General features: G+C 69.4%; 22 protein-coding genes. 14 read left to right on the top strand and 8 right to left on the bottom strand.

From position 1 onward, the window contains the following. Nucleotides 1-3: 3 nt before the first annotated feature. From VKV26_21640 to VKV26_21655, 4 genes are read right to left on the bottom strand one after another with little or no spacing between them, the layout of a single operon-like run. On the bottom strand, nucleotides 4-555 hold the full coding sequence (locus tag VKV26_21640) for a dTDP-4-dehydrorhamnose 3,5-epimerase family protein (protein ID HLZ72517.1): 552 nt from the start codon (nucleotides 553-555) through the stop codon (nucleotides 4-6). A 16-nt stretch (nucleotides 556-571) separates the two neighbouring features. Continuing rightward, a complete protein-coding gene (gene rfbD / locus VKV26_21645) occupies nucleotides 572-1450 on the bottom strand; it encodes a dTDP-4-dehydrorhamnose reductase (GenBank protein HLZ72518.1) in 879 nt (292 codons plus the stop codon). After that, a complete protein-coding gene (rfbB, locus tag VKV26_21650) occupies nucleotides 1443-2462 on the bottom strand; it encodes a dTDP-glucose 4,6-dehydratase (GenBank protein ID HLZ72519.1) in 1020 nt (339 codons plus the stop codon). The genes rfbD and rfbB overlap by 8 nt, the downstream gene beginning before the upstream one ends. 21 nt (nucleotides 2463-2483) lie before the next feature. After that, nucleotides 2484-3551 (bottom strand): glucose-1-phosphate thymidylyltransferase, encoded by a 1068-nt coding sequence (locus VKV26_21655; GenBank protein ID HLZ72520.1) that lies wholly within the window; start codon nucleotides 3549-3551, stop codon nucleotides 2484-2486. 145 nt (nucleotides 3552-3696) lie between these two features. Here VKV26_21655 and VKV26_21660 point away from each other — a divergent pair, with 145 nt between their 5' ends. The 12 genes from VKV26_21660 to VKV26_21715 all read left to right on the top strand — a co-directional run bounded on the left by VKV26_21660 (nucleotide 3697) and on the right by VKV26_21715 (nucleotide 20313). Beyond that, the gene (locus VKV26_21660; protein ID HLZ72521.1) at nucleotides 3697-4854 is read left to right on the top strand and encodes a glycosyltransferase; all 1158 of its coding nucleotides are present in this window, start codon (nucleotides 3697-3699) and stop codon (nucleotides 4852-4854) included. Nucleotides 4855-4994: 140 nt separating this feature from the next. Next, a complete protein-coding gene (locus VKV26_21665; GenBank protein HLZ72522.1) occupies nucleotides 4995-7832 on the top strand; it encodes a glycosyltransferase family 2 protein in 2838 nt (945 codons plus the stop codon). A 105-nt stretch (nucleotides 7833-7937) separates the two neighbouring features. Further along, on the top strand, nucleotides 7938-9197 hold the full coding sequence (locus tag VKV26_21670) for a methyltransferase domain-containing protein (GenBank protein HLZ72523.1): 1260 nt from the start codon (nucleotides 7938-7940) through the stop codon (nucleotides 9195-9197). A 69-nt stretch (nucleotides 9198-9266) separates the two neighbouring features. Continuing rightward, nucleotides 9267-9488 (top strand): hypothetical protein, encoded by a 222-nt coding sequence (locus tag VKV26_21675; GenBank protein HLZ72524.1) that lies wholly within the window; start codon nucleotides 9267-9269, stop codon nucleotides 9486-9488. Nucleotides 9489-9492: 4 nt separating this feature from the next. Further along, complete coding sequence (locus VKV26_21680; protein ID HLZ72525.1) at nucleotides 9493-12498, top strand: YfhO family protein; 3006 nt, start codon at nucleotides 9493-9495, stop codon at nucleotides 12496-12498. 80 nt (nucleotides 12499-12578) lie between these two features. Next, nucleotides 12579-13325 (top strand): class I SAM-dependent methyltransferase, encoded by a 747-nt coding sequence (locus VKV26_21685; protein ID HLZ72526.1) that lies wholly within the window; start codon nucleotides 12579-12581, stop codon nucleotides 13323-13325. A gap of 164 nt (nucleotides 13326-13489) precedes the next feature. Beyond that, nucleotides 13490-14419 (top strand): glycosyltransferase family 2 protein, encoded by a 930-nt coding sequence (locus VKV26_21690; GenBank protein HLZ72527.1) that lies wholly within the window; start codon nucleotides 13490-13492, stop codon nucleotides 14417-14419. A 31-nt stretch (nucleotides 14420-14450) separates the two neighbouring features. Further along, on the top strand, nucleotides 14451-14936 hold the full coding sequence (locus VKV26_21695) for a GtrA family protein (protein HLZ72528.1): 486 nt from the start codon (nucleotides 14451-14453) through the stop codon (nucleotides 14934-14936). Nucleotides 14937-15060: 124 nt separating this feature from the next. After that, nucleotides 15061-17061 carry a DUF4012 domain-containing protein gene (locus VKV26_21700; GenBank protein HLZ72529.1) on the top strand — a complete coding sequence of 667 codons (2001 nt, stop codon included), beginning with the start codon at nucleotides 15061-15063 and terminating at the stop codon, nucleotides 17059-17061. A gap of 67 nt (nucleotides 17062-17128) precedes the next feature. Next, complete coding sequence (locus tag VKV26_21705; protein HLZ72530.1) at nucleotides 17129-17893, top strand: hypothetical protein; 765 nt, start codon at nucleotides 17129-17131, stop codon at nucleotides 17891-17893. Continuing rightward, entirely contained in the window at nucleotides 17890-19056 is a 1167-nt protein-coding gene (locus VKV26_21710; GenBank protein ID HLZ72531.1) for a methyltransferase domain-containing protein, read from the top strand. Before VKV26_21705 ends, VKV26_21710 begins: the two co-directional genes overlap by 4 nt. A 255-nt stretch (nucleotides 19057-19311) precedes the next feature. Next, on the top strand, nucleotides 19312-20313 hold the full coding sequence (locus VKV26_21715) for a glycosyl hydrolase (GenBank protein HLZ72532.1): 1002 nt from the start codon (nucleotides 19312-19314) through the stop codon (nucleotides 20311-20313). Between the two features lie 156 nt (nucleotides 20314-20469). On the opposite strand, the gene VKV26_21720 is transcribed toward VKV26_21715, so the two are convergent. From VKV26_21720 to VKV26_21735, 4 genes are all read right to left on the bottom strand, one after another. Beyond that, the gene (locus VKV26_21720; protein ID HLZ72533.1) at nucleotides 20470-21258 is read right to left on the bottom strand and encodes a short-chain dehydrogenase/reductase; all 789 of its coding nucleotides are present in this window, start codon (nucleotides 21256-21258) and stop codon (nucleotides 20470-20472) included. 91 nt (nucleotides 21259-21349) lie between these two features. After that, nucleotides 21350-21616 carry a hypothetical protein gene (locus VKV26_21725; GenBank protein HLZ72534.1) on the bottom strand — a complete coding sequence of 89 codons (267 nt, stop codon included), beginning with the start codon at nucleotides 21614-21616 and terminating at the stop codon, nucleotides 21350-21352. A 6-nt stretch (nucleotides 21617-21622) separates the two neighbouring features. After that, nucleotides 21623-22639: an LLM class flavin-dependent oxidoreductase gene (locus tag VKV26_21730; protein ID HLZ72535.1), complete on the bottom strand. Its 1017-nt coding sequence runs from the start codon at nucleotides 22637-22639 to the stop codon at nucleotides 21623-21625. 53 nt (nucleotides 22640-22692) lie between these two features. Continuing rightward, complete coding sequence (locus tag VKV26_21735) at nucleotides 22693-23130, bottom strand: thioesterase family protein (GenBank protein HLZ72536.1); 438 nt, start codon at nucleotides 23128-23130, stop codon at nucleotides 22693-22695. A gap of 256 nt (nucleotides 23131-23386) precedes the next feature. Between VKV26_21735 and VKV26_21740 the strand changes: the two genes are divergently transcribed. Together VKV26_21740 and VKV26_21745 are read left to right on the top strand one after the other, a co-directional pair. Then, on the top strand, nucleotides 23387-23947 hold the full coding sequence (locus VKV26_21740) for a hypothetical protein (protein HLZ72537.1): 561 nt from the start codon (nucleotides 23387-23389) through the stop codon (nucleotides 23945-23947). 10 nt (nucleotides 23948-23957) lie between these two features. Then, nucleotides 23958-24496 (top strand): hypothetical protein (locus VKV26_21745; GenBank protein HLZ72538.1); only part of this gene is annotated, 539 nt, incomplete at its 3' end.

Raw genomic sequence — 24496 nt, forward strand, 5'->3', positions numbered from 1 at the left:
GTCTCAGCCCGGCTGCGGCTGCCAGAACTCGGCGCCGAGCGTGTCCCAGGGCAGGCGCTGCTCGTCGGGCTGCCGCGGATCGAACTGGGCGCTGGTGAAGTAGAGGATCGCCGCCGCCGCAGGACCCGGGTTCGCCGCCCCGTGCGCCACACCGGCGGGGATGTAGAGCAGCTGCGCCCGCCCGCCGCCCATCACGAAGCGCATGTTCACACCGCACGATTTCGAGCCCTCGCGCACGTCCAGCAGGCCGATCAGCAGGCGCTGCGAGGATGGCACGAACCAGAGGTCGTCCTGGGCGCGGTGCAGGTGCCAGGCCTTGATCGCGCCGGGCTGCAGCTCGGAGTAGCTGGACTGTGCGACGCGGAACTCCGGCAGCGCCTCGACCGTGGCGTCGGCGCGCAGGCGCACGAGCTCGTTGAACGAGCCGCCGTCGTCGAGAAAGAGGGTGAGATCGACGATGCGCACGCCCTCAATGCGCGGACGCGGGCTGTAGTCCTGGACGGAGACGTGCTCGGCGTACGGCGCGGCGACGCGGTAGCCGGTTCCCTGTGCCATCCGATCCTCCCGGCGGTTATGCGCTGGAAGCTGCGTGCTCCTTCCGGTCCGCCATGTAGCGGGCGAAGACGGTGTGCCACGGCTGCTGCTGAATGCCGAGCTGCTCGGCGCGGGCCGTGCTCAGCACCGAGTACGGCGGCTTCGGCGCCGTGGCGGGGAAGTCGGCGAGCCGTGCCGGGCGCACGCGTTCCGGGTCTTCGCCGCTGAGCCGCAGGATCGCACGCGCCCACTCGAAGCGCGAGGCGGCGCCGGCGTTGGTCACGTGCAGGATGCCGCTCGGCCGTTCCCGCAGGCAGAGCGCCAGCGCGGCGGCGAGCGAGGTGCAGGCGGTGGGCGTGGCGACCTCGTCCGTGACGACCGAAAGCTCCGGCTGCCGCGCCGCCCAGCCGAGCACGCGGGCGATGAAGTTCTGCGTGCCCTCGCCGTAGAGCCAGGCGGTGCGCACGACGAGCGACCGGGGCGCGGCGCTGAGCACGAACTCCTCGCCGGCGCGCTTGGAGCGGGCGTAGGCGCTGAGCGGCCGCGTGGGCGCGTCCTCGGCGTACGGCTGCGAGGCGGCGCCGTCGAACACCTCGTTGCTGGAGATCTGGACCAGGTAACAGCCAACCGCCTGGCAGGCCTCCGCCAGCGCCGCCGGCGCCCGCGCGTTGATCGCGTCGGCCAGCGCCGGCTCGCGCTCGCAGCGGGCGGTGTCGGTGAGGGCGGCGCAGTTGACCACGGCGGCCGGGCGCTGCTCGCGCAGCAGGGGAAGAAACGTCTCGGGGCGGGCGAGATCGAGCACATCGCGCCCGGGGCCGATCACCCGCCACGCCGGTGCGCAGGCCGCGGCCACGGCGCGGCCGAGCTGTCCGCCCGCGCCGGTGAGCAGCAGCGCCGGCTTCTCCCGCTCAGCCACGGGCGCCGTACTGCGCGGTGTAGTAGTCGTCGAAGGCGCGGTCGCGCGCCCGCCGGCACCAGTCCGGGTTCTCGGCGTACCAGCGCACCGTGCGCGGGAAGGCCTCTTCCCAGACCTGCGCCGGCTGCCAGCCGAGGGCGCGGATCCTGGCGGCGCTCATCGCGTAGCGCAGGTCGTGGCCCGGGCGGTCGGCGACGTGGGCGATCAGCGACTCGGGCCGGCCGAGCACGGCGAGCAGCCGGCGCACGACCTCGATGTTCAGGCGCACGTTTTCGGCCGTGACGTTGTAGGCTGCGCCGGGCTCGCCCCGCTCGAGCACGAGCTCGATCGCGGCGCAGGCGTCTTCGACGGCGGTCCAGTCGCGCTGCTGCAGCCCGTCGCCGTAGACGGGCAGCGGACGGCCGGCGAGGGCGTTGGTGACGAACAGCGGGATCAGCTTCTCGGGGAACTGGTTGGCGCCGTAGACGTTGGAGCAGCGCACGACGAGCACGGGCAGGCCGTAGCTCTGCACATAGGCGCGGCAGAGCAGCTCGGCCCCGGCCTTGGCGGCGGCGTAGGGGCTGCGCGGCTGCAGGGGGTCCTCCTCGACGCTGGTGCGCGGCGCGGGAATGTCGCCGTAGACCTCGTCGGTGGACATGTGCAGGAAGCGCTGCACGCCGGCCTCGCGCGCCGCGGCGAGCAGCACAGCGGTGCCCTCGACGTTGGTGCGCACGAAGGGCCGCGCATCCAGCAGCGAGCGGTCGACGTGGCTCTCCGCGGCGAAGTGCACGACCGTATCGCAGCCGGCCATGGCGCGGCCCACCGCCTCGGCGTCGCTCACGTCGCCGTGGACGAAGCGGTAGCGGGGATCGCCGGCCATGTCCGCCAGGTTGTCGGGGTTGCCGGCGTACGTCAGCAGGTCGAGGTTGACGACCTCGCGCCGCGGGTGTGCCTGCAGGTGGCCGCGGATGAAGTGGCTGCCGATGAAGCCGCAGCCGCCGGTCACCAGTGTTCGCCCTGCCAAAGTCGTCACACGCTCTCCGATCTCTGGCGCTCAGCCGGGGATAGCGATGCGCGAGTGGTCGCCCAGCATAAGCTGATACACGCGCGGCCGGCGGTCAACGCCGGCGACCACGACGTCGCGGCCGATCAGGCTCTCTTCCAGGCGGCCGGGCACCAGCTCCAGGCGGCAGTGGTCGAGCACGATGCTGTCGGCGATCTCCGTGCCGCGCACCACGCTGCCGCGGTCGATCGCGGTGAAGGGGCCGATGTAGGCGTCCTCGATCCGGCAGTCGGGCGCGATGATCGCCGGACCCTTGATCACGCTGCGGCGCACGCTGGCGCCGGCGCCGACGACGACGGCGCCGACGATGCTGCTTTCGGCATCGACCTCGCCGGCGATCGCGCGCTCGAGCTTCGCCAGCACGAGCCGGTTCGCCTCGAGGATGTCGGCCATCTTGCCGGTGTCGATCCACGGTCCCGTGAGCAGGGCGTGGCCGACGCGCGCCTCGCCCTCCAGCAGGGCTTGAATGGCGTCGGTGATCTCCAGCTCGCCGCGCGCCGAGGGCCGCAGGGCGGCGATCACGGGGAAGACGGCGGGCGAGAAGTAGTAGATGCCGGTGATCGCCAGGTCGCTGGGCGGGACGGCGGGCTTCTCTACCACGCGCACGAGGCGCTCGCCGGCGAACTCGGCCACGCCGAAGGCCTGGGGGTTGGGCACGCGGCTGAGCACGACGCCGCAGTCGAGGTTGGCCGCGCGGAAGGCGTCGATCGGCTCGCGGATGCCGTCGCGGGCGAAGTTGTCGCCGAGCACGACGACGAAGTCGTGGGCGCCGACGAACTCGCGGCAGAGGCCGACGGCGTGGGCGATGCCGCGGGGGGCGTCCTGCTGGACGTAGCTGAGGCAAAGGCCGAATTGGCTGCCGTCGCCGAGGGCGGCGCGGACCTGGTCGCCGGTCTCGCCGACGACGACGGCGACCTCGTGCACGCCGAGGGCGGTGAGCTGTTCGAGGGCGTAGAAGAGCACGGGTTTGTTGGCGATCGGGATCAGCTGCTTGGCGCCGGTGTAGGTGAAGGGCCGCAGGCGGCTGCCCTTCCCCCCCGCCAGCACGACTGCCTTCATCGCGCGCTTCCGATCGTTCGCGGCGCCGCGGACGTTGCTCAGCGAGGCGCCGTGCACCCGCGCTACAGTACCGCCCGCTGCCACGCTTTTGCTACCATAGCGAACCAACGGGGCAACGCTCAACAGGGCGTGGGCGGAGGCGCCGATGGCGCCAGCAGTTGATCTCGCCAGTTCACCGGCGCCACGCGTCTCGATCGTGGTGCTCGGCTGGCGCGAGGCGCCGTATCTCCTCGATTGCCTCGAATCGTTGGGACGCAACTGCCCGGGATCGATCCCGTTCGAGCTGCTGCTGTTCCTCAACGAGCCGGCGCCGGAGCTGAGGGAGCGAGTCCGGGATCAGGTGCGCGGCGCCCACGTGGCCGAATCGCCGGTGAACCTGGGCTTCGGCGGCGGCAATAACTCGGCGGCCGCGGCGGCGCGCGGGGAGTTCATTGTCCTGCTGAACGACGATGCAGTCGTGGAGCCGGGCTGGCTGGAGGCGCTGGTCGAAGCGGCTGAATCCCACCCCGCCGCCGGGGCAGTCGGCAGCCGCGTGCTGGCCTGGGACGGGACGATTCAGGAAGCCGGCGGACAGCTCTGGCAGGACGCATCGGTGACGCCGCTCGGGTACGGCTTGCCGGCGGAGAGCAGCGAGTTCGCCGGCGTGAGGGTGGTCGACTTCGCGTCGGGCTGCTCGCTGCTGGTGCGCCGCGATGCCTGGACGGCGCTCGGTGGCTTCGACGAACGCTTCTTTCCCGCGTACTACGAGGATGTCGATCTCTGCCTGCGCCTGCGGATGCGCGGGCTTGATGTGCTGTGCGCGGGGCGATCCGTTGTTCGGCACCGGCACAGCAGCAGCCTGAACAGCCGCTTCAAGCGCTTTCTGCTGGCCCGGCATGCGGCGCTGCTGCGCGCGTTGCACGCCGGGGAGCTTGCGAGCCGCCCGCCGCCGCCGGAGGAGCTATACGTCGTTCGCGAACGGGCGCCGCTGGCGGGGGCGACGGACATTCCGCGGCTGGCGGCTTCGGCCGGCGGCGTCGAGCGAGCGCTGCTGCTTGAGCGCAGCGTGCGCGGCGAGTACGTTGACGTGCTGGAGGCTGAGGCCGACGCGCGCGAGGGGACGCTGCTGGCGGAGGTCGAACGGCTGCGCGACTGGGCGAGCGAGCTGGAGCAGCGCGTTCTCCAGCAAGAAGCAGAACTGCGGCGGCTCGGCCAGGAGCGGGCGCAGATGCAGGCACGGCTGGCACGCAGGGAGGTGCGGGCGGCGCTTGCCGCGGGCGGCCGGCTCCGCGCCGCTCGCTCGCGGCTACGGCGGCCGCCGTGATCCTTTTACCGCACTGCGAGGTTCGTGTTATTCTATCGCTCGGCACACAGGCGCGTGCAGGTTTGGCTCCTGTCCGTTCACCATGCGATCGTCCGATTAGGCAGAGGTAAGTGCAGCCCCTAGCCCTCCGAGGAACCCGCATGTCTCGCTCGCGCTACTGGTGGATCCCCGAACCGCTGAAGCCGCACCTGCGCAGGCTGCGCGACCACTTGCACCGTGCGGGCGTGCCGTTGCCGCGCGCCGTACAGCCGGCCGATCCGGCGTTCCGCTGCGCCATCGATCCGATTCCCGAGACGATCGGCGTGGGCCGCGGCTCGGTGCTGCTGATCACCGGCTACTGCTTCCACCTGCGCCGCAAGCTGAAGCGCGTGGAGATCGAGCTGAACGGCGTGCGGCACCCGGTGAACGCGCAGGGCATGCCGCGCAGCGACATTCGGGATGAGTTTATGGCGCGGGCCGCCTCGCCGGAGCTGCCGTTCTACAGCGGCTTCTGGGCGATCGTGCCGCTGCCGGGCACCGAACAGCCGATGAGCATGACGATCAACGTCGTGGGGCGCTTTGCGGGAGGCGCGCGCCGAACGCTGCACGTGGGCACGCACACGTTGACCCGGCGGGCGCCGGACGCGCCCCAGCCGCTGACGCCGGCCGACTTCGGCCTGGAGCAGGCGCCGAGCGTCGTGATCTGCATGGCGACCTACAACCCGCCGATGGAGCTGTTTGAGGCGCAGATCCGCTCGATCCAGGCGCAGACCTACGACGACTGGGTCTGCATCATCAGCGACGACTGCTCGCGGCCCGATCTGTACGTAAAGATTCAGCGGATTGTCCGTAACGACAAGCGATTCCTTCTACTCAGAAACTCCTCGAATCTTGGCTATTACTACAACTTTGAACGTTGCTTGGCCTATGTTCCAGCAGACGCTAGATTCATTGCGATGGCCGACCAGGACGACAAATGGTATCCGTGGAAGCTTGCCGCCCTGATTGAGAGGTTCAGACCGGGCGTGATGCTGGCCTACAGCGATATGCGAATCGTCAACCGGGATGGCAAGGTTCTCGCGCCGAGTTACTGGATGCGGCGCGGCAATAACTTTCGCGACCTTCCCCGACTGGTGTTGGAGAATTGCATTACCGGCGCGGCATCGATGTTTCGTCGCGAACTACTTGCCAATGCCCTACCGTTCCCTCCCAAAGTCGGCTCGATTTTTCATGACCACTGGCTGGGTTGTGCGGCGCTGGCGGGCGGAAGGATCGCGTACGTCGCACGGCCGCTGTACGACTATGTGCAGCATGACGAGAACGTGATCGGCGTCTGGAATGCACCTGCCCACGCGCGACGGAGCTTCTGGCTGGAGTTCGGCGCGCACCGGCAGACCGCCGCGATCAGCCGCTTGCTTCCGGTGGATGATCATCGCAACGATCACGCCGTCGTCGCGGGGTGGCGGCAAGTGTACTTCAGCGATCTCCTGCCACGCGAGGTGATGGCCCACATCTTGCTGACACGGTTCGCGTCGAGGCTGTCCGGACGCACGCGGGGAGCCTTGCGCCGCCTTATAGCGCTCGAAACCAAGCGAACCGGCGCGGCCTGGCTGGTCTGGCAGACGCTAATTTGGAGCGTTCATCGTGGCGGGCGGACTGGCGCGGAGATGCAGCTACTCAAGGGTGTGCTCTGGAAGCGGTCGGCGGCGCAGACCGATTCATACATCCAGCCAGTGCTCGACACCGGCGTGGTGGCCGGGGACCTCGGCGGGCCGCTGGGCGAGCGAGCGCGCTGGATTCGCGGCAAGATGAAACCGCTAGCCTTGCGGGTTCACCGTCGAGCAGCGCGTCGTATCAACATCCTCGTGCAGATGTTGAACTCTAGCTACTTCTACGGAGGCTATATCACGGTCGGCGGGCTGGCAGTGGCACTGGCCGGCGAAGGGTACAGTGTGCGCATCGTCGCGCTAGAAGCGGCCGGCGAGGTGCCGGCCAGCGAGCGACGCAAGATCGAGTCGTTCTCGGGACTGTCCGAACTGTTCTCGCGCGTGGAAGTCGTGCAGATGCTCGGCCGCACCGAACCGCTGGACGCCAGCGATGGCGACCTCTTCATCGCTACCTCGACCTGGACTGCCTGGGTCGCGCACGCGGCGGCCCAGCGCCTGGGCAAGGAGAATTTTCTCTTCCTGGTGCAGGAGTATGAGCCACTTTTCCACGCAGCCGGGGCGCTTTCGGCCTTCACGCGGTCGGCCTATGCCCTGCCGCATCGCGCCATCTTTTCGACGGCGTTGCTCCGCGACTACTTCATGAGGCGGCGCATCGGCGTCTTCTGCCGCGGCCCGGAGTATGGCATGGAGCATTCCATGTTGATGCTGAACCCCGTGACGGACGTGGGGACGGTTAGCCACGAGCCGCTGCGGCGGCGTTCGAGCCGCCGCGTGCTGGTCTATGCCCGGCCTGAGCAGCACGCCGAGCGCAACATGTTCGAGCTGGCGGTGCTCGGGCTTTCGGCGGCGATCGATCGCGGCGTGTTCGATCGATCCTGGGAGTTCTTCGGGGTGGGCAAACAGGATGGGCCGGGCAGATTGCGGCTGGCCGGCGGACGTGAGTTGCACCTGGTGCCACGGCTGGATCAGGACGCGTACCGCGATCTGCTCCGTGAGCACGATGTTGGGCTGAGCCTCATGGACACTCCGCACCCGAGCCTCGTGCCGATTGAAATGGCGACCGCGGGCATGTTGGTGGTGACCAGCACGTTCGCTAACAAGACGGCCGCAGCACTAGCGGAGATCTCGGCGAACCTGATCGGCGTTGAGCCGACGGTGGACTGCATCGTGAGCGGGCTGGCCGTGGCCGTCCGGCGCGTGGACGACATCGATGCGCGGGTGGCCGGCGCGCAACTCGACTGGCCGCGCTCGGCCGCGGCCGCGTTCGACGCCTCGTTTATGGCGGGGTTTGAGCGACTGCTTTCAATCAGCGATATGGCTGTGGCGAATTGACGGCTTGGCCGACGCGTGCGCGACCCCTCGACCTCTGTGCATGATGGAAGCAACCGGGTCGCGGCCGAGCCTCTTTGACGTCCTGGGCGCTCTCCAGGAGATTCGATGGCGGCCTCGCGCTACACTGCCCCCATTGATTTGGCGAATTTGAACGAATCGCACTCGCTCGGAGTCCTGAGCGTGCCCGAGGGCGCGCAGGTGCTTGATGTCGGCGCGGCCGATGGCTCTGTGGCCTCGGTGCTTCAGGCGCGGGGCTGTACCGTCTGGGCGGTCGAGCAGGATCCCGCCGCGGCAGAGGCCGCCCGCCGATACTGCGAACGCGTGGTTCAGGCCGACGTAGAGGCGATCGACCTCCGGGCCGAATTCGCGCCGCTGCACTTCGACGCGATCCTGTTTCTCGACGTGCTCGAGCATCTGCGCGAGCCGGAGCGTGTTCTGCGCTCCGCCGTAGAGCTGCTGGCAGGCGACGGCCGCATCGTGGCTTCGATTCCGAACGTCGCGCACGCCGATCTTCGCCTGCACCTGCTGCAGGGAGCGTTTCGCTACCGGGAGACCGGTCTGCTGGACCGTACGCATCTGCGCTTCTTTGACAAGGAGGCGGTCCAGGCACTCTTCGCCGGTGCTGGTCTAGAGATCATCGAGGATCTGCGCGTGACCGCGCCGCTGGGCGGAACCGATCTGGGCGTCGACCCGCATGCGTTTGCTCCCGAGATTCTGCAGGCGGCGACGGCGGACCCAGAGGCGGAGACGTTTCAGTTTGTGGTCGTGGCTCGACGCAAGAGGCGCGGACGTGTGACTACCGAGAGAGCCGACCTGGCCACGCTGTTGCAGCGCCGGAACCGGGAGCTGGAGCGGACCGCGCGCGACGGCGCCGGGCACGTGCAAGCGCTTCAGGGTGAGCTGGCCGAGCGGGGACAGCGAATCGAGGCGCTTCAAGCAACGCTGGCGGAGCGCGAGGCGCGATTGCAGGCGACAGAGGTGGCGCATGCGAGACGGGTCGCGGAGCTGGAGCGTTGCCTGACGCAACGCGCCGCCGAGCTTGACGCTCTGAATGGAGCTATTGAGGGACTGCGTAACGAGCTGGCGATCACGGAGGGCCGCGGCACGGCGTTGCACGAGGAGCTATCGGCGATGACCCTCCGTCACGAGCAGCAGACGGCCTGGGCGAGCGGACTGGAGGCGCAGCTTGCGGCGAAGAATGCGCACATCCGCTGGCTGGAGGCATTGCTGCAGGAGCAGACTGCCCTCGCCGCCGCGGCGGTGCAAACGGCGCGGGGCGCGAAGCCGAAGATTGCCGGCGGCATACGCCGATTTCCGCCGGTCTCTCGAGCGGCTCACTGGGTGCATCGCAAAGTCCGGAACTGACTCGAGGCGACCTTTAGCCAGGCGAGCTGGGCGGTTTCCGAAACATGCGAGAAGACAGAGGAGCAATGGATGATGTCGAATGAGCCGGCTTCGAATGCTTTGGGCGGCAGCGGCACCGAGTTGCGGCGCTGGCTGGGGGTGGCGCTGACGCCGGCCGTGGCGGCGCTCGACGCGTGCGCGGCCGGCGCGCGGTTCGACTGGCCCTATTCGGCAGCGGCCGCCTTCGATGCCTCGCTGATGGCGGAGTTCCAACGGTTGCTGTCGATCAGCAATGCGGTTCCGGCGACTTAGCGGCGTGGCGCAACGAATCCTCGCGACGGCTGCGAGGACCGAGGTTCCTCCAGACGGCCATCTTGCAACGCCTCCGGGCCGGGCGGTTCCGCGCTGGCGCCGGTTGCTGCTCCGCGACCCCGGCCGCTGGCTGTACCCGGTGGCGCTGGCGCTCTTGTGCGTGACGTATTTCGCCATGCCGCTCACGCATGGCGAGATCTCGCCGCCCTTGGACGTCATAACCACGAACTACCCGTGGAATCAGCAGCCGGAATTCGCGATGCTGGCGAGAACCGGATCGAAGAACCCTCTTATGAGTGATGCTGTCGACCAATTCATACCGTGGTACCTCTTCACGCGAACGGAACTGCACCACGGCCGGCTCCCGCTGTGGTATCCGTATTCACTCGGCGGGGAGCCTCATATGGCACGAGCTCAGCCGGCTGTGCTATATCCAATCACCATCCTGTCGCTCTTGATGCCACTCAAAGTTGGCATGCAGTTCATGCTCATGGTGAAGCCGCTGATTGCTGGCCTCGGCATGTATGCCTTTCTACTCGTCCTGGGCCTTCGCAGACCGTCAGCATTTTTCGGTGCCATTGCCTTCATGTTCAGCAGCTACTTCTTCATCTGGCTCAATCATCCGCACACTGCTGTAGCTGATTGGTTACCGTGGATATTTCTCTGTCTGGAGGCGTTGCTGCAAAAGAAGAGCCGAGCACATCTCTGGGTAAGCGCCCTGTCGATCATCACCGCGACTCAGTTTCTCGGTGGCCACATCGAATCTTCGCTTCATATCCTTCTCTTTTCGACGATATACCTCGGCATTCGCTCTGTACAGAGATATCTGCGATTCATGACACAAAGTCAGATATACTCGGTCGTAATACCTGGCATATTGTGTTTTACTGGCTTAGTCGGCGGTGTGGCGATTGCAGCAGTTCAATTGTTGCCCACTGTCATGCTGGTCCTCGGAGGCCCAACGTCAACGGTTCGTGCGCATCAGCCGCTTTATCATATCCCATTCACCGATATCAGCTCGTGGATCGTGCCGAATCTGCGTGGAAGTCCGGCGTATAACTCCTTCAACCTCTGGCCTAATGGCTTCGACTATGCCGAAGAGGTCGGTTATTGCGGAGTGGTCACCCTTGTCCTCGCTGGAGTCGCACTGCTGCGCAGTCCAAGGCGAGATCGAGAATACACCCTGACTTTTCTCCTCCTCGGATTGCTCGCGGCTGCGATCGTGTATGGCGTGCAGCCCGTGTTCACCGTCGCACGTCTGCCGGGGCTGCGATTGCTGGCCAACCATCGCCTTGTATTCGTCGTGGCGTTCTTTGTCAGCTGCCTGGCCGCAATTGGTGTGGATGCTCTCCTGGACGCCGCGACGACCAGATGGCCGTCGGTTCCGCCAGAAGCTCGCCGCCGTGCCGTGTGGTTAGGCTGGGGATGCTTCGCACTGGCGACTCTGTTCGCATGCACATCGGCACTTCTCACCAGGATGGGAATCGTGAGAGTCGCGCGGTTCTTCCTGGAAACGAAGGGCGCGGTGACGCTTGAGGCGTGGGCGCAATCGTGGGTCATCTTCGCGGGAGTCATGATCGTCATATCCGCGGCGCTGCTCGTGTTGCTCAAGCGCGCCTGGATTGCCCCGCCAGCAGGAGCAACTGCTCTTGCGCTGCTGCTGGCAGGCGATGTGTTTACCGTCGGGGCCACGTACAACCCTGGTGTGCTGCCCGCGAATCTTTATCCCGGCGCCGATGCGATTGGCGCAATGCGGACCCATATCGCTGACGGTAAGCTGGCGCTGCCGGCCGGGCCGTTGCACGGCGGCTTGATCCTGCCGTTCGGTCTGCCGCAGCTTGGCACTAACTCGGAAAACGTATTCCTCTCGCGCCCGCTGAGGTTCTCGGCTGCGCTGAACCGCCATGGACCCGACCCGAGCACCATCGCCTACGTCGTGACTAATCAGACACCGGATAGGCGCATGCTGGCGATTGCCAACGCCTCCCTGCTCTTGGTGCCCACCGGCGACATGGAACTACCCGGGTCCGGTGCTCATCTTGTCGCACAGCAGGAGGACGCCGCGGACCAGCCTGTCCTCGCGATCGCGCCGGGCGAGACGGTGACGCAGGAGATGGCGAGCGTGGGCGCGCAGATCTCGGCGGTGGCGGTGTTCGTGGCGACCGACGGACTGCAACCGGGGCCAGCGTTGGCGTTGCGGTTGCTGGATGCGGGCAGCGGCGCCGTACTCGGAACGGCCTCCTTGCCTGTTGCGGCAACCACAAGCGGTTCATGGCTGAGCGCGAGCTTCCCGGCGGCAAATGTCCAGCCGGGACAACGGCTGCGCCTGGAGGTCAGCCGCCCGGCCGACGACACATCGGGGCGGGCTATCCGCCTGTTCGGCACAACGCGGCCGCTTCTGCAGGGAGCGCGGTTTCTCCACAACGGCCAGCCGGCACCCGGCGCTCTCCGGCTACGGCTCTACGAGCCGGCCGCTGCCGACACGCTCACCCCCGTCTGGCACGATAACGTCACCACGCTTTACCGTGTGGAGGGCTTCCGACCGCGCGTTTACGTCGCCGACGGCGTGATCGCCACGCAGGGCGACGCCGCCACGCTCGCCGCGCTCGATCAGTTGCACGTCCCAGGCGCCGACGCCGTGGTCGAGTCGCGTACGCCGATCGCCAGCAACGGCGGCCAGGCGACGATCGTGCGCGATCTCGCCGGGGATATTACGGTCAAGGCGAACATGCCGGCGCCGGGCGTGTTGGTTCTGAACGAGGGCTACGGCGATGGCGGCTGGCAGGTAACGGTCGATGGCAAGCAGCGCCACGATCTGCGGGCCAACTATATCTACCAGGGGGTGGAGTTGGACGCCGGGCAGCACACGGTCCATTTCTCCTACCGGCCGCCCACGTGGACTGTCAGCCTGCTGATCTCGCTCGTGGGCGTCCTGATTACAATCGGGCTGTTCGCGTGGCCGTTGCTGCGACGGTTGTACAAGCGGCGCTTCGCGGCGGGGCCGGCATGAGTGCGCGCCGGGCTCGGCAGACAGTCGTTAGCCGTGCGCCGCGGCGCGAGCGGTGCGCTGCAATTACGGAGAGCAGTTGAATGCTTCGCTCCATCATTAAGAGGAACCAGGCGTGGTCGGCGCGGCTGGAACGGCGGCTGCCTCAGGCCAAAGACGATCCGCTGAAGGTCTACGACCGCACGGTAGTGAAGTGCGCCAGCCGGCTGAAGGCGCCCGTGATTGTCGACGTGGGCGGCGGCAAGCGCTGTACATTCGCGCCGCTCATCGACAAGGGCACCGGCGCCAGGATCATCGCGGTAGATGTCTCCGAGGAAGAGCTGCGCCACAACACCGACGTCGACGACAAGCGGGTGGCAGATGCCGCGCAGGGGTTGCCGTTTGCCGATGGCGAAGTCGATCTGATCGCCTCGCGGCTGGTGCTCGAGCACGTGGCCGACGTGGAGGCTTTCGTCGCGCATTCGGCCCGTGTGCTCCGCAAGGGCGGATACTCGATCCACCTGATGCCGGGCAGGTTCGCGCTGTTCGCCATTGCCGCCCGTATATTGCCCTTCAATTTTGCGAAGAGCGTCGTGCACGTTCTCCGGCCACAGACCGTCGGAGTTATTGAGTTCCCAGTCTTCTATGATAAGTGCTATTATACTGCGCTTCACGAGACATTCACCAGACAAGGCTATGAAAAAGTGCGTGTACTGCCGTTTTATTACTCATCAGACTACTACGATGCGTTCTTCCCCGCCTATTGCCTGAGTGCGCTGTACGAAATGGTCGTGCGCAAGCTGCGCCTGCGAAACTTGGCCGGCTACATTTTGGTCGTGGCCCAGCGATAGCCGGTTGCCTGGCTTCGGCCCGCTGTGCCGTCCGGGTCGCGACCCGCTATCATCTTCGCAACGCCGAGGGTTCGCCGCGCGGGCGGGCCGAGAGGAGCAGGCGCATGGCGATCACGGCATCCCCTGCCGCCGCCGTTGCGGCGTCGGGCGAGTACCTTGAGCAGATGCTGCGGCGGGTCAGGGTCGCGGTCCTCGTGCCCTGCTACAACGAGGCGGCGACGGTCGCCCAGGTCGTCTCCGGCTTCCGCGCCGCCCTCCCCGCCGCCACGGTCTACGTCTACGACAACAACTCCACGGACGGCACGCCCGAGCTGGCCCGCGCCGCCGGCGCAGAGGTGCGCGCCGAGCGGCTGCAGGGCAAGGGCAACGTCGTGCGGCGCATGTTCGCGGACGTCGATGCCGATGTCTACGTGCTCGTGGACGGCGACAGCACCTACGATCCTGCCCTGGCGCCGCGGCTGGTCGAGCGGCTGGTGGCGGAACGGCTCGATATGGTCGTCGGCTGCCGCGCCAGCAGCGCCGACGAGGCGTACCGCGCGGGCCATCGCCTGGGCAACCGCCTGCTCACGCGCTCCATCAGCCTGCTGTTCGGCCAGTCGTTCACCGATATCCTCTCCGGCTACCGCGTGCTCTCGCGCCGCTTCGTCAAGTCCTTCCCCGCCATGTCCCCCGGCTTCGAAATCGAGACGGAACTCACGGTGCACGCGCTTAAGCTGCGCATGCCCGCGGCGGAGATCATCGGCGCCTACGGGGCACGCCCGGACGGCTCAGCGAGCAAGCTCAACACCTATGGCGACGGCCTGAAGATCCTGCGCACGGTGCTCAGGCTCTTCCGCGACGAGCGCCCGCTGGCGTTCTTCGGCATCATCTTTCTGTGCCTCGCCGCAATCTCGCTGGCACTCGGTGTTCCCGTCGTGGTCGGGTTCGTCCAAACCGGGCTGGTCAAGCGCTTCCCGACCGCGATCCTGGCCACGGGTATCATGGTGCTGGCCGTGATCAGCCTCATGTGCGGCCTGGTGCTGGACAGTGTGGCCAAGGGCCGCCGCGAGGTGAAGCGCCTCGCCTATCTGGGCATCCCGCCGGTCGGCGGCTGAGCCGGCGGCAGTTCGTGCAGGAGGGCGCTGGTTGCACATCCGACAGCAGAGACTATTGCGCCTCGAGCGCGGCATCACGCGCGGCGCCGCCGTTGCCGAGGCATGGCTCGCCACGCGCTACGCCGTCGTCGGCGGCCTGGCGGGCCTGCTCTACTTGGTTCTAGCGATCGTGCTCGAACGCACGGCGCACATTGGGCCGCAGGCCGCTTCGGCGCTCGCCCTAACCGCCGCCGCGGCCTTCGCCTACGTCGGGCACCACACCATCACCTTCAGCGCGGATGGACGCCACGGTCACTACGCGCCGCGCTTCCTCACACTCGCCCTGGCGGCCTACGGCGTGAGCTATCTCCTGATCAGGCTGCTCGTCGAGACCCACACCGCACCCTACATGATCGCCGCCCTGCTGGTGGCCGTGGCCAACGCCGCGATCTCATACCTCTGCAATCGCCTGCTCGTCTTTCGGCCGGCGCTCGCAGCCCGCGAATCTGGTATCTACGAGCCAGAGCGGCGGCGGTGAGGCGCCGGCGCCGGTGCAACATCTGCATCGGCTCGAACGTCTCACAGCGTGGGGCCGGGGCGGCCGGGCGACGACGCCTTGGGACGGGTGGGAAACCGCCGCGACTTCCTGTGAAAGGCACGACGTGATCGCGAGGCTGTGGCCGCGCTGGCCGTGCGGCGCTGAGTGGCGGCGCTGGCTTGGCGCCGCGCTGCTGCGGGCGCTGCCGCTCATAATCGCGGCGCTGGCGCTTGGCGCGGTCGTCGCGCGCGATGCGCTTGCGGCGGCGCGGCAGGTGCAGACGGCCGAGCAGCAGGTCGGCGGTCTGCTGCAGGGCGACCTCGGTCCGGCCACGCGCGGCCGCGTGCAAGCGGCGGGCCACACGCTGGATGAGGCCTCCGGCCGGCTGCAGCGCGACCGCCTGCTGCTCTCGCCCGCCACGCCGCTGCTGCGCCTGCTCGGCTGGGTGCCGCTCGTCGGCCAACCCCTGGCCGAGGCGCCCGATCTGATCGCCGCCGGCGCCGAGGTGGCCAGCGGCGGCGCCCGCCTCGCCCATGGCCTCGCCCCGCTGCTCGCCGAGACGAACGCGCCGCCCGACGCTGCCACACCGCCCGCCCAGCGCCTCGTCGCCGCGCTCGACGCGGGCGCGCCGGCGCTGCGCCACGGGGACAAGGACCTGCAGGCGGCCCTGGCCCGGCGCGCCCGCCTCCATCCCGAGGTGTACCGCGGCCCCTTCCATGGCCTGCGATCGCAGCTCGCGGCCTTCGATGCCAGCGTGCCCGGCGTCGCGCGGCAGGCGCGGGCGCTGGCGCTGCTGCCCGCCGCCGCCACGGCGCTGCTCGGCTTCGACGGGCCGCGCACCTATCTCGTGCTCGGCCAGGACTCGGCCGAGCTGCGCCCCACCGGCGGCTTCATCGGCAGCGCCGGCCTGATCACGCTCGAACGCGGCCGCCTCGCCTTCCAGGAGTACCGCTCCAGTTACGACTTCGACGCGCCCAACGCCGCGCCGCTGCCGGCGCCCGCCCCCTTGCAGCAGTACCTCGGCACGCCCGTCTGGAGCCTGCGCGACGCCAACTGGTCGCCCGACTTCCCCGCCTCTGCCCGGCAGGTGCTCGCCTTCCTCCAGCGCGACCTCGGCATCACGCCCGACGGCGTGCTCGCCTTCGATAACGACGCCGTCAGCGCCCTGCTCGCCGCCCTCGGCCCGCTGCCCGTCGCCGGCTTCGCGCAGCCGCTCACCGCGCAGGACTGGTTCGACCAGACGACGCAGGCGCTGATCACCGCCCCCGGCTCGCTGCTGAGCCAGCTGCAGAACGCCAACGCGGCGAAGGGCACGGGCCTCAGCGCCGTGCTGAAGGCCGTTCTGGCCAGCGTGAACAGCGCCGCCGGCGAGCAGCAAACGCGCGCCCTGCAGGCGCTGCGCGTCTCGGCCCGCGCCGGCGATCTCTTGCTCTACACGCCCGAGCCGCCCGCCGCGGCCTGGGTGCAGAGCGCGGGCGCCGGCGGCGCGCTCACGCCCCCGCCCGCCGGCGATGTCCTCGGCGCCTTCGACGCGAATCTGGGCTACACGAAGATCGGTCCCTACATCCACCGCTCGCTGCAATACGAGGTCTGGCTGGGAGAAGACGGCCGCGCCCAGCGAGCGCAACTGCAGCTCACCTACAGCAACACCGCCACGCCGGCACAGGTCGCCGATCCGGCGAAGCGGCTGCTCGGCGCCCGCTGGCTGCCGCGGGAGGGCCGCTTCGAAGCGGCGCCGGGCCTCTTCGGCGATTACCTGCGCGTGCTGCTGCCGCCCGGATCGGCCCTCAGCTCCGCCGGCGGCCTGCCGGACGCGCCGCGGGTCGCGCAGGAGGCCGGCTACACCAGCCTCGCGCAGTTCATCCCCCTCGGCCCGCAGGAGACGCAAACCCTGACGTTCGACCTGAAGCCGGGCTTCGCGCCGCCCGCGCCAGACGAATACCGCCTGACCCTGCTCAAGCAGCCGGGCGTGGGCCAGCAATCGGTGCGGGTCAGCGTGCACCTGCCGCCGGGCCGCACGGCGCAGGCGGTCTCCGCCAGCGGCGTGGTGCAGGGCCAAACGGTGGTCTGGAGCCTCGACCTGGCGGGAGCCAGCACGTTCGAGCTGCGGCTCGGCGGGCGGTAAGGCCGCCGGCTCTGCTAGCATGCGACCGGACAGCCCCATGCTCGCAGACTCCCGACGGGATGGCCGCATGCACCTGATCCGGACGCCGTTGCCGCGGCCGGGCGCCGTTGCGCTCGCGATCGGCGCGGCGCTGGCTGTCGCCTGCTCGTCCGGCGGCAGCGCCCGCCCTCGCCCCACGCCTTTCGCCGCCGGCAGCTTCGATCCCCGCAGCGTGCCCACCGTCGCCACGCCCTCGTCGCAGGAGACGGCCGCGGCCCGCGCCGCCGCCGGCAACGCTCTGCAGGCGCTGGCGGGCGCCTCCGGCGGTGCCGTGCACCTGCTCGATCCCGCGATTCTCTCCGGCGCCTCGGTGGTGGATGTGCTGCGCGTGAGCGCCCCCGCCGGCATCGGCGCCGACCAGGCGCGCATGCGCCTGCCCGCCCTCGGCTGGCGCTGGCTGGTGAGCTGGAGCGCGGTCGAGGCGAGCGCCGCGCGCTACCGCGAGTGGCGCGTGGAGCTGTTCGGCTTCGCCAGCGCGGCGAACGCCGGCCGCTACGCCGCGGAGCCGTTTCTCGAACCGGCGCCGCTGCTCGCCGCCGGCAAGCAGCCGCCGCCGGACGGCGCTGCGTCGGATGCGGCGCTCTACCGTGCGGCCGACGCGATCACGCCGCCGTTGCAAGCCGTCACGCCGGCGCCCGGCGAACGCGGCGTGCTGATCTGGCGCCGCGGCCGCATCGTCGCCGCCGTCTCCGAGGCGCAAACGCCCGCCGGTCTCGACCTGCCGCGGCTGGCAGCGCTCAGCCGCTCGCTCGACGCGGGGCTGCTGCAGGTACCAGGGAGCCTCGACCAGTGAGCGCCGCCGCCTCACCACTGCTGGTCTGCCCCCTCACCCGGCAGCCCCTGCGCCTGCTGCCGGCCGTGGCGCTGTCTGCCGGGCGCGATGCTCAGGGCGCGCTGCAGCTTCTGCGCGACGGCGAACCACTGCCCGCCGCGCCAACGGAGCGTGTGCTGCTGCGCGAGGACGGGCGGGTCGCCTATCCGGTGGTGGACGGAATCCCGCTGCTGCTCGGTCCCGAGGCGATCGCCGTTGCGCCGGCGGCCGCGGGGCGCGTGCCGGCCGTTGCCACGCCCGCGGCGCCGGTCCTTCCGGCGGGCGGGCGCTACGCCGAAGCCTACGCCGAGATGGCGCATTACAACGCCGTGGCCGCGGCCCACCGGCGCGCCCTCGCCGGCTCGGCGGTCGCCGCGTCGGTGGCGCCGGCGCGCCGGGCGAGCGCGGCCGATCGGCGCACCTTTCCCGACCCCGCCCTGCGCTGGCTCGACCTGCTGTACGACCTGCCGGCGCAGCACCGCGCCTACCGCCATCTGGCGCCCCTGGCGGGACGGCGGCTGCTGCAAGCCGGCGGCTCGGGCGTGCAGGCGGTCGTGCTGCTGCTCGCGGGCGCGGCCGAGGCCTGGCTGGCCAGCCCGATGCTCGACGAGCTGCGCCTGGCGAACGCGCTTGCGGAGAGCGTGGGCGTGGCCGATCGCCTGTTCTGCGTCGCGGCGATCGGGGAGGAGCTGCCGTTCATGGCAGAGAGCTTCGACGGCGCCTTCTGCCCCGGCTCGCTGCACCACATGGACACCGCCGCCGCCCTGCCGGAGTTCGCCCGCGTGCTGCGTCCCGGCGGCCGCTTCGCCGCCTGCGAGCCGTGGCGGGCGCCGCTCTACGGCCTCGGCACGCGCCTCTTCGGCAAGGTCGAACCCGGCGTGCACTGCGAGGTGTTCACGGCGCCGCGCCTGCGGCCGCTGTTCACGGCTTTTCCCGGCGCACGCGTGGAACATCACGGCGCGCTCACGCGTTATCCCCTCGTGGCGCTGCAAAAGTTTGGACTGCGGCCGGGACGCCGGCTGGCCTGGGCGATCGCCCGCGCCGACGATGGCGTCTGCTCGCGCCTGCCGTGGCTGGCGAGGCAGGGCAGCAGCCTGGCGCTGCTGGGCACACGGCCGGCGCCCGGCTTGCCGGGGCACTGCTGATCCGCTGTTGCGCTCGTTGTGGCGCAAAGCTGGCCATCGGGCGTTATACTATGACGTACGGACCAGCCGTGCAGCGAGCAACCGCCCCGCCGTGCGGCGGCGAAGCTGCGAGGAGTTGAGCGGCCCGGCGTCGTACGGCCAGCCCCGCACCCGGTCCACGCCACACCTGTTCCCCTGTTCTGCGTGATTCGGTCAGAAGAGTTCGGTCATTCGGTCATTCGGTCATCCGGTCAGATGAGAAGGGAGCCAGCCAGCATGGGTGTATGGACGAAGCTCGCGGCAGGCGGTCTGGCGGTGTTGTTCAGTCTGGCGGTCGTGCGGCCCGCGGCGCCCGGCGCCCGCGCCGCGACCCGCCAGGCGGCGCCCACCGACCTGATCGGCGTGCTCGCCAACGGCGATCCGTCGGCGCTGCCGCGGCTCGGCGCGACCTGGTTTCTGACCGACGGCGCCGGCGTCGGCGAAGTGGCGGGCATGACCCGGGCCTCGATTATCCGCCTCAATCCGCCGCAGCCGGTCGACGAAGTCATGGCGGCCGTCGCCTCACGGCCCGGCGGCGCCTGGCTGGTCGGCAACGAGCCGAACGTGCCCACCACCAACTCTTCCGACGCGCTCAGCCCCTCGGACTACGCCGTCGCCCTGCACGACTGGGAGGCGCGCATCCACACCGCCGACCCGACGGCGATCATCGTCGGCCCCAACGTGCTCAACTGGTCGCAGACCTGCAACGGCTGCCCCGGCTACACGCTCGGCCTGGACTGGACCACGGAGTTCTACAACGACTACGTGAACATGTACGGCGTGCGGCCGCCGATCGATAAGTGGGCCGTGCACACCTATGAGCTCGATTGGGTGAACCTGCCCACGCTCTCCACGGACTGGCACAAGCAGCAACTTCGCGACTTCCGCGCCTGGCTGGATGCCATTCCCGACGAGGCCGGCCGCCCGATCTGGGACACCGAGGTCGGCTTCCACTGGGCCTTCCCCGGCGACGAGCTGGTCGGCAACAAGCTGGTGCCGACCGGGCCGTACGACACGGCCGGCGTGCAGGCCTGGATGTCGGACATGCTCAGCTTCTTTACGAACGAGGGCGTGCAGCTCGGCGTCGAGCGCTCCTTCTTTTACGCGCAGTGGGGGGCGCTGGAAGGCTTCTCCGACAGCTACGGCGGCCTGGCCTTTTTCGACGGCCCGCAGATCGACGCCTCGCTGACGCCGTCGGGGCAGCAGTTGCAGGCGTTCTTCCAGGGCGCCGGACAGTAGGCAGCAGGCGCCCGGCTCAGGCCGCCGTCACGGTGCAGAACGGACACCGGGCGCGGCCTGCGCTGCGCGCCGGCGGAACGGCTCAGCCGCTGGAGACGGTTCAAGACGGTTGTCGGGCGCGCGGCGCCCGCAGGCTCGGGCGGCGGCATCCGCGCGTTACATGGCCATCGTGCCGCCGCCTTCGACCGGCACGACGCAGCCGTTGACGTAGCCGGCGCGGTCGCTGGCCAGGAAGACCGCGACATCGGCGACCTCCTGCACCTCGCCCACCCGCTTGAGCGGAATGCCGGCGCCCGCCTGCACCCGCTCCTCTTCGACCGGCACGCCGCGGGCGCGGGCGCGGCTGAGAACCAGCTCCTCGTGGCGGTCGGTGCGGATCGGGCCGGGGTTGATCGCGACCGCGCGAACGCCGTGCGGCCCGCCCTCCTGCGCCAGGCCGGCGGTGAAGTTCATCAGGCCGGCGTTGGCGATGCCGCCGGCGATGTAGCCCGCGCTCGGCCGTTTGCCCGCGTTGCCGATGATGTTGACGATCACGCCGGAGCCCTGCTGCTTCATGCCCGGCAGCAGCGCCTTGCTCAGCCGCACGTAGCCCCACAGCTTCAGGTCGTAGGCACGATGCCAGGTCTCGTCGTCGATGCTCTCGATCGTGCCGCCGGGAATCGCGCCGGCGTTGTTCACCAGCACGTCCACGCGGCCCAGCTTCTCCGCGCCGAACGCGGCGAGCGCCGCCACGCCCTCCGCCGTGGAGAGGTCCGCCGCGCAGGCGTAGGCGTTGACGCCGTGAGCGTCGGCGATCTCGGCGGCGGCGCGCTGCAGCGCCTCCTGCGAGCGGGCGCAGAGCACGACGTCGGCGCCCTCGGCGGCGAAGGCGCGGGCGATGCCCAGGCCGATGCCTTTGCTGGCGCCGGTGACGATGACCTTCTTGCCGCGAAGGTGCAGGTCCATGGGGTGGCTCCTTTCAGCCGCCAGGGCACAGGGCGTAGGGATTCGGAAGACCGCGGTGGTGTTGGCCCCTTCGATACTGGTTATCATGCCGCTAAATCGCAAGATCGCCCTCGCCGGTGAAGGTGGCCGTGGCGCCGGGCTCGAGCGTGAGCTTGATGCGTGCGGTGCGGCCGCCGGGCAGGCGCAGGAGATACGGCCCGTCGTGCATCGGCTGCTCGGCGACGATCTTGCTGAGCGTGCCGCCCCACCGCGTGCGGGAGAACGGTTCCACGTCGATGTAGAGCAGGCACTCCGCCGCCGCCGCGCGGGCGCCGGCGATGGTGTAGAGACGGATCGCCGCCGTGAAGGTCCGTCGCACGCGATCTCAGCCAGCCGCCACGCGCGCTGGCGCCAGCGCCTCCAGCGTCTCGCGCACTATCTGCTCGCCCGCGCCGTGCGGGAAGGAGACGCAGGGCGCCTGCACGCCGCGGGCACGGTACTCGGCCATGCGCTCGCGGCAGTGCGCTGGCGTGCCGCTGATCGTGAGCGCCTCGACCATCGCGTCCGTGACATAACTGGCGGCGCGGGCACGGTCGCGCTCGGCCCAGGCCAGGCGGATGCGTTCGGCCTCTTCCACGAAGCCGTAGTTCGTGATCAGCCGGTGATAGTAGACGCCCATGCCGCCGACGTAATAGGCGATGTGCGCCCGCATCAGGTCGCGCGCCGCATCGCCGTCGGCCGAGGCGGCGGTGAGGATGTAGGGGCTGATCGTGATCTCGGAGAAAGCGCGGCCGGCCTTTGCGGCGCCGGCGCGGATCGGCGCGGTGAGCTGGTCGAAGCGCTCCGGCCAGAAGTAGATCGGCAGCCAGCCGTCGGCCAGCTCGCCGGTGATCTCCAGGCTGCGGCCGGCGAGCGTGGCGAGGTAGATCGGGATCTGCGGCCGCAGCGGCTTGAACGGCAGCGGGAAGCCGCGGCCCATGTGAAAGATCGCGCCTTCGTAGTTCAGCCGCTCGCCGCGCAGGATCTGCTGCACGATCTCAACGTACTCACGCATCCGCGTCACCGGCTTCTCGTAGCGCAGGCCGTGCCAGTGCTCGATCACGTTGGCGCCGCTGGTGCCAAGGCCGAGGATCAGGCGCCCGCCGCACAGCTCATCCACGGTCGCGGCGGTCTGCCCGATCAGCGCGGGGCTGCGACTGAAGACGTTGACGATGCCCGTGCCGAACTGGATACGCTCCGTCGCCGTCGCCATGTAGGTGATCAGCGAGAAGGCGTCGCGCCCCCACGACTCGCCCACCCAGACGGTTTCGTAGCCCAGTTCTTCGGCGCGGCGGGCGAAGTCGCGCATCGCCGCGGGCGAAGGGTCTTCGCGCGAGCCGAGCTGCGTGCCGGTCCTCTCCATCGCTCGCTCCTTCTGTGCGGCGTACGCATACGCGGCAGCAGGGATCCTCCATCCTATGCCCCGCCCCCTTCGCCCTCCAGCCTGAGCATGCCCGTGCAGGCGAGCACGGCCTTCCGCACCGAGTCCGGCACCCCGACGAGCCGCTGCCGGCGCGTGTCGAAGAAGGCGAAGTCGGTGTGGCCGCGGGCCAGCAGCTCCTCCTCGCCGGCGCGGCGCACCTCGTACTCCACGACGCAGCGGGCTTTGGTGAGGCGGGTGACGAAGACGGCGATCGCCAGATCGTCGTCCATCGCCGTGGGCCTGTAGAACTCGGCGCCGATCTTCGTGACGACGAAGGCGATGCCCTCGCGGTCCGTCATCTCCCAGTGGAAGCCCGCGCGGCGAAACGCTTCCGTCCGCGCCTCCTCGAACAGCTCGAAGTAGCGGCCGTGAAAGGCGCCGCCGACAAGATCGGTGTGATACATGCGAATGCGCACGCGGCTGACGTTCATGGGGGCATGAGCGGAGTCGCTCCGGGTGCTGTCAACTGACAGGGCTTTGGCGTCCATGGCGTCGATTCTACGGGCAGGCGGCAGGTGGACGGTAGACGATGCGAGGCGGGCCGCCGCGATGCGCGAGGAGAGGAGGTGAGCGCTCGACACGCACTCCATGCGTATCCGTATCTGCAGTTGACAGCACAGGTATACTCCGCACTATCGGCTGACTGAGTGTAGACAGGAGGACCCCGTGTTCAAAACGCGATGGCCGATGACCCGAGTGAACCGAAGGACGGCGCTGCGCGCGGCCGTGCCCCTCGCGGCCGGTGGCGCCGGGCTTGCCCTGGCCGGCCGCGGTGCGACCGGCGCCGTCGCGCAGTCCTCTGCCTGGAACGCGATGCACCTGGAGCTCGACTTCATCGCCACCTCTGCCGGACCGGTGAGCATCACGCTCGCCGGCAGCGGCCCGCCGCAGCGCGGCGACTGGTTCTACGTCGATGCGGATGTCTTCGCCTCGGGCGATGCGGGAGGCGCGAAGATTGGCGTCTACCAGTGCTTCGGCGCCTGGACACACGCCGGCACGGACACCATGGCCCCGGATCAGCGACTCACGATCATTCAATTCCACCTCGACAGCCGGGGCGCGATCATGGGCCTGGTCAACGAGGCTGGAGCGATGGCGGCTGATCTGGTCGGCACGGTCATCGGCGGCACCGGCGAGTTTCTCGGCGCGATCGGCAGCTTCCGTCAGCCGATCATCCAGCCGGCGGCGGGCGGGAATCCGCAGATCAATCGCGGCATCTTCGATCTGCTGCTGCCGAACATGGGATAGGAGGCGTGAGATGGACGGGCAACGCCGCAGCCTCACGCGCCGCCGGCTGCTGCGCCTCTCGGGCGCACTGGGCGCCGGCATGGCTGCCTCGGCCGTGATCGCGGGCCGCGGCCATGCACGCGCCCAGGAGACGATGCTGACCGTGTCGGGCGCCGGCGTAAACGTGAAGCAGATGCCCGCCGCCGGCGGCAGCGGCACGGTGCCGCTGCGCGAGTCGTTCAGCTTCGACGCGCACTACGCCCAGTGCATCATCGAAGACAACCCCTCGGCCTTTGCGATGGACACCTTCGCCATGGGCAAGGTGACGATCGAGGCGCACCAGTTCTTCATGGGCATGTACGCCAACGACGTGGCGCTGGTCAGCATCAAGCGCAACGCCGCCGGCCTGCTGGTGGCGAAGCTCACGGGCACGCTCGGCTGCGCCACCTACGCCGGCACGGCGGATACCACGGTCGGCTCGCGCACGGCGACGGAGCCGGCCTTCTACGAGATCGAGGCGGTCGACGGCGGCGAGGGCGGCGGCGACGCGGGCGACAGCTTCACCTTCAA

This window comes from Dehalococcoidia bacterium (genome assembly GCA_035310145.1).
Classification (GTDB): domain Bacteria; phylum Chloroflexota; class Dehalococcoidia; order CAUJGQ01; family CAUJGQ01; genus CALFMN01.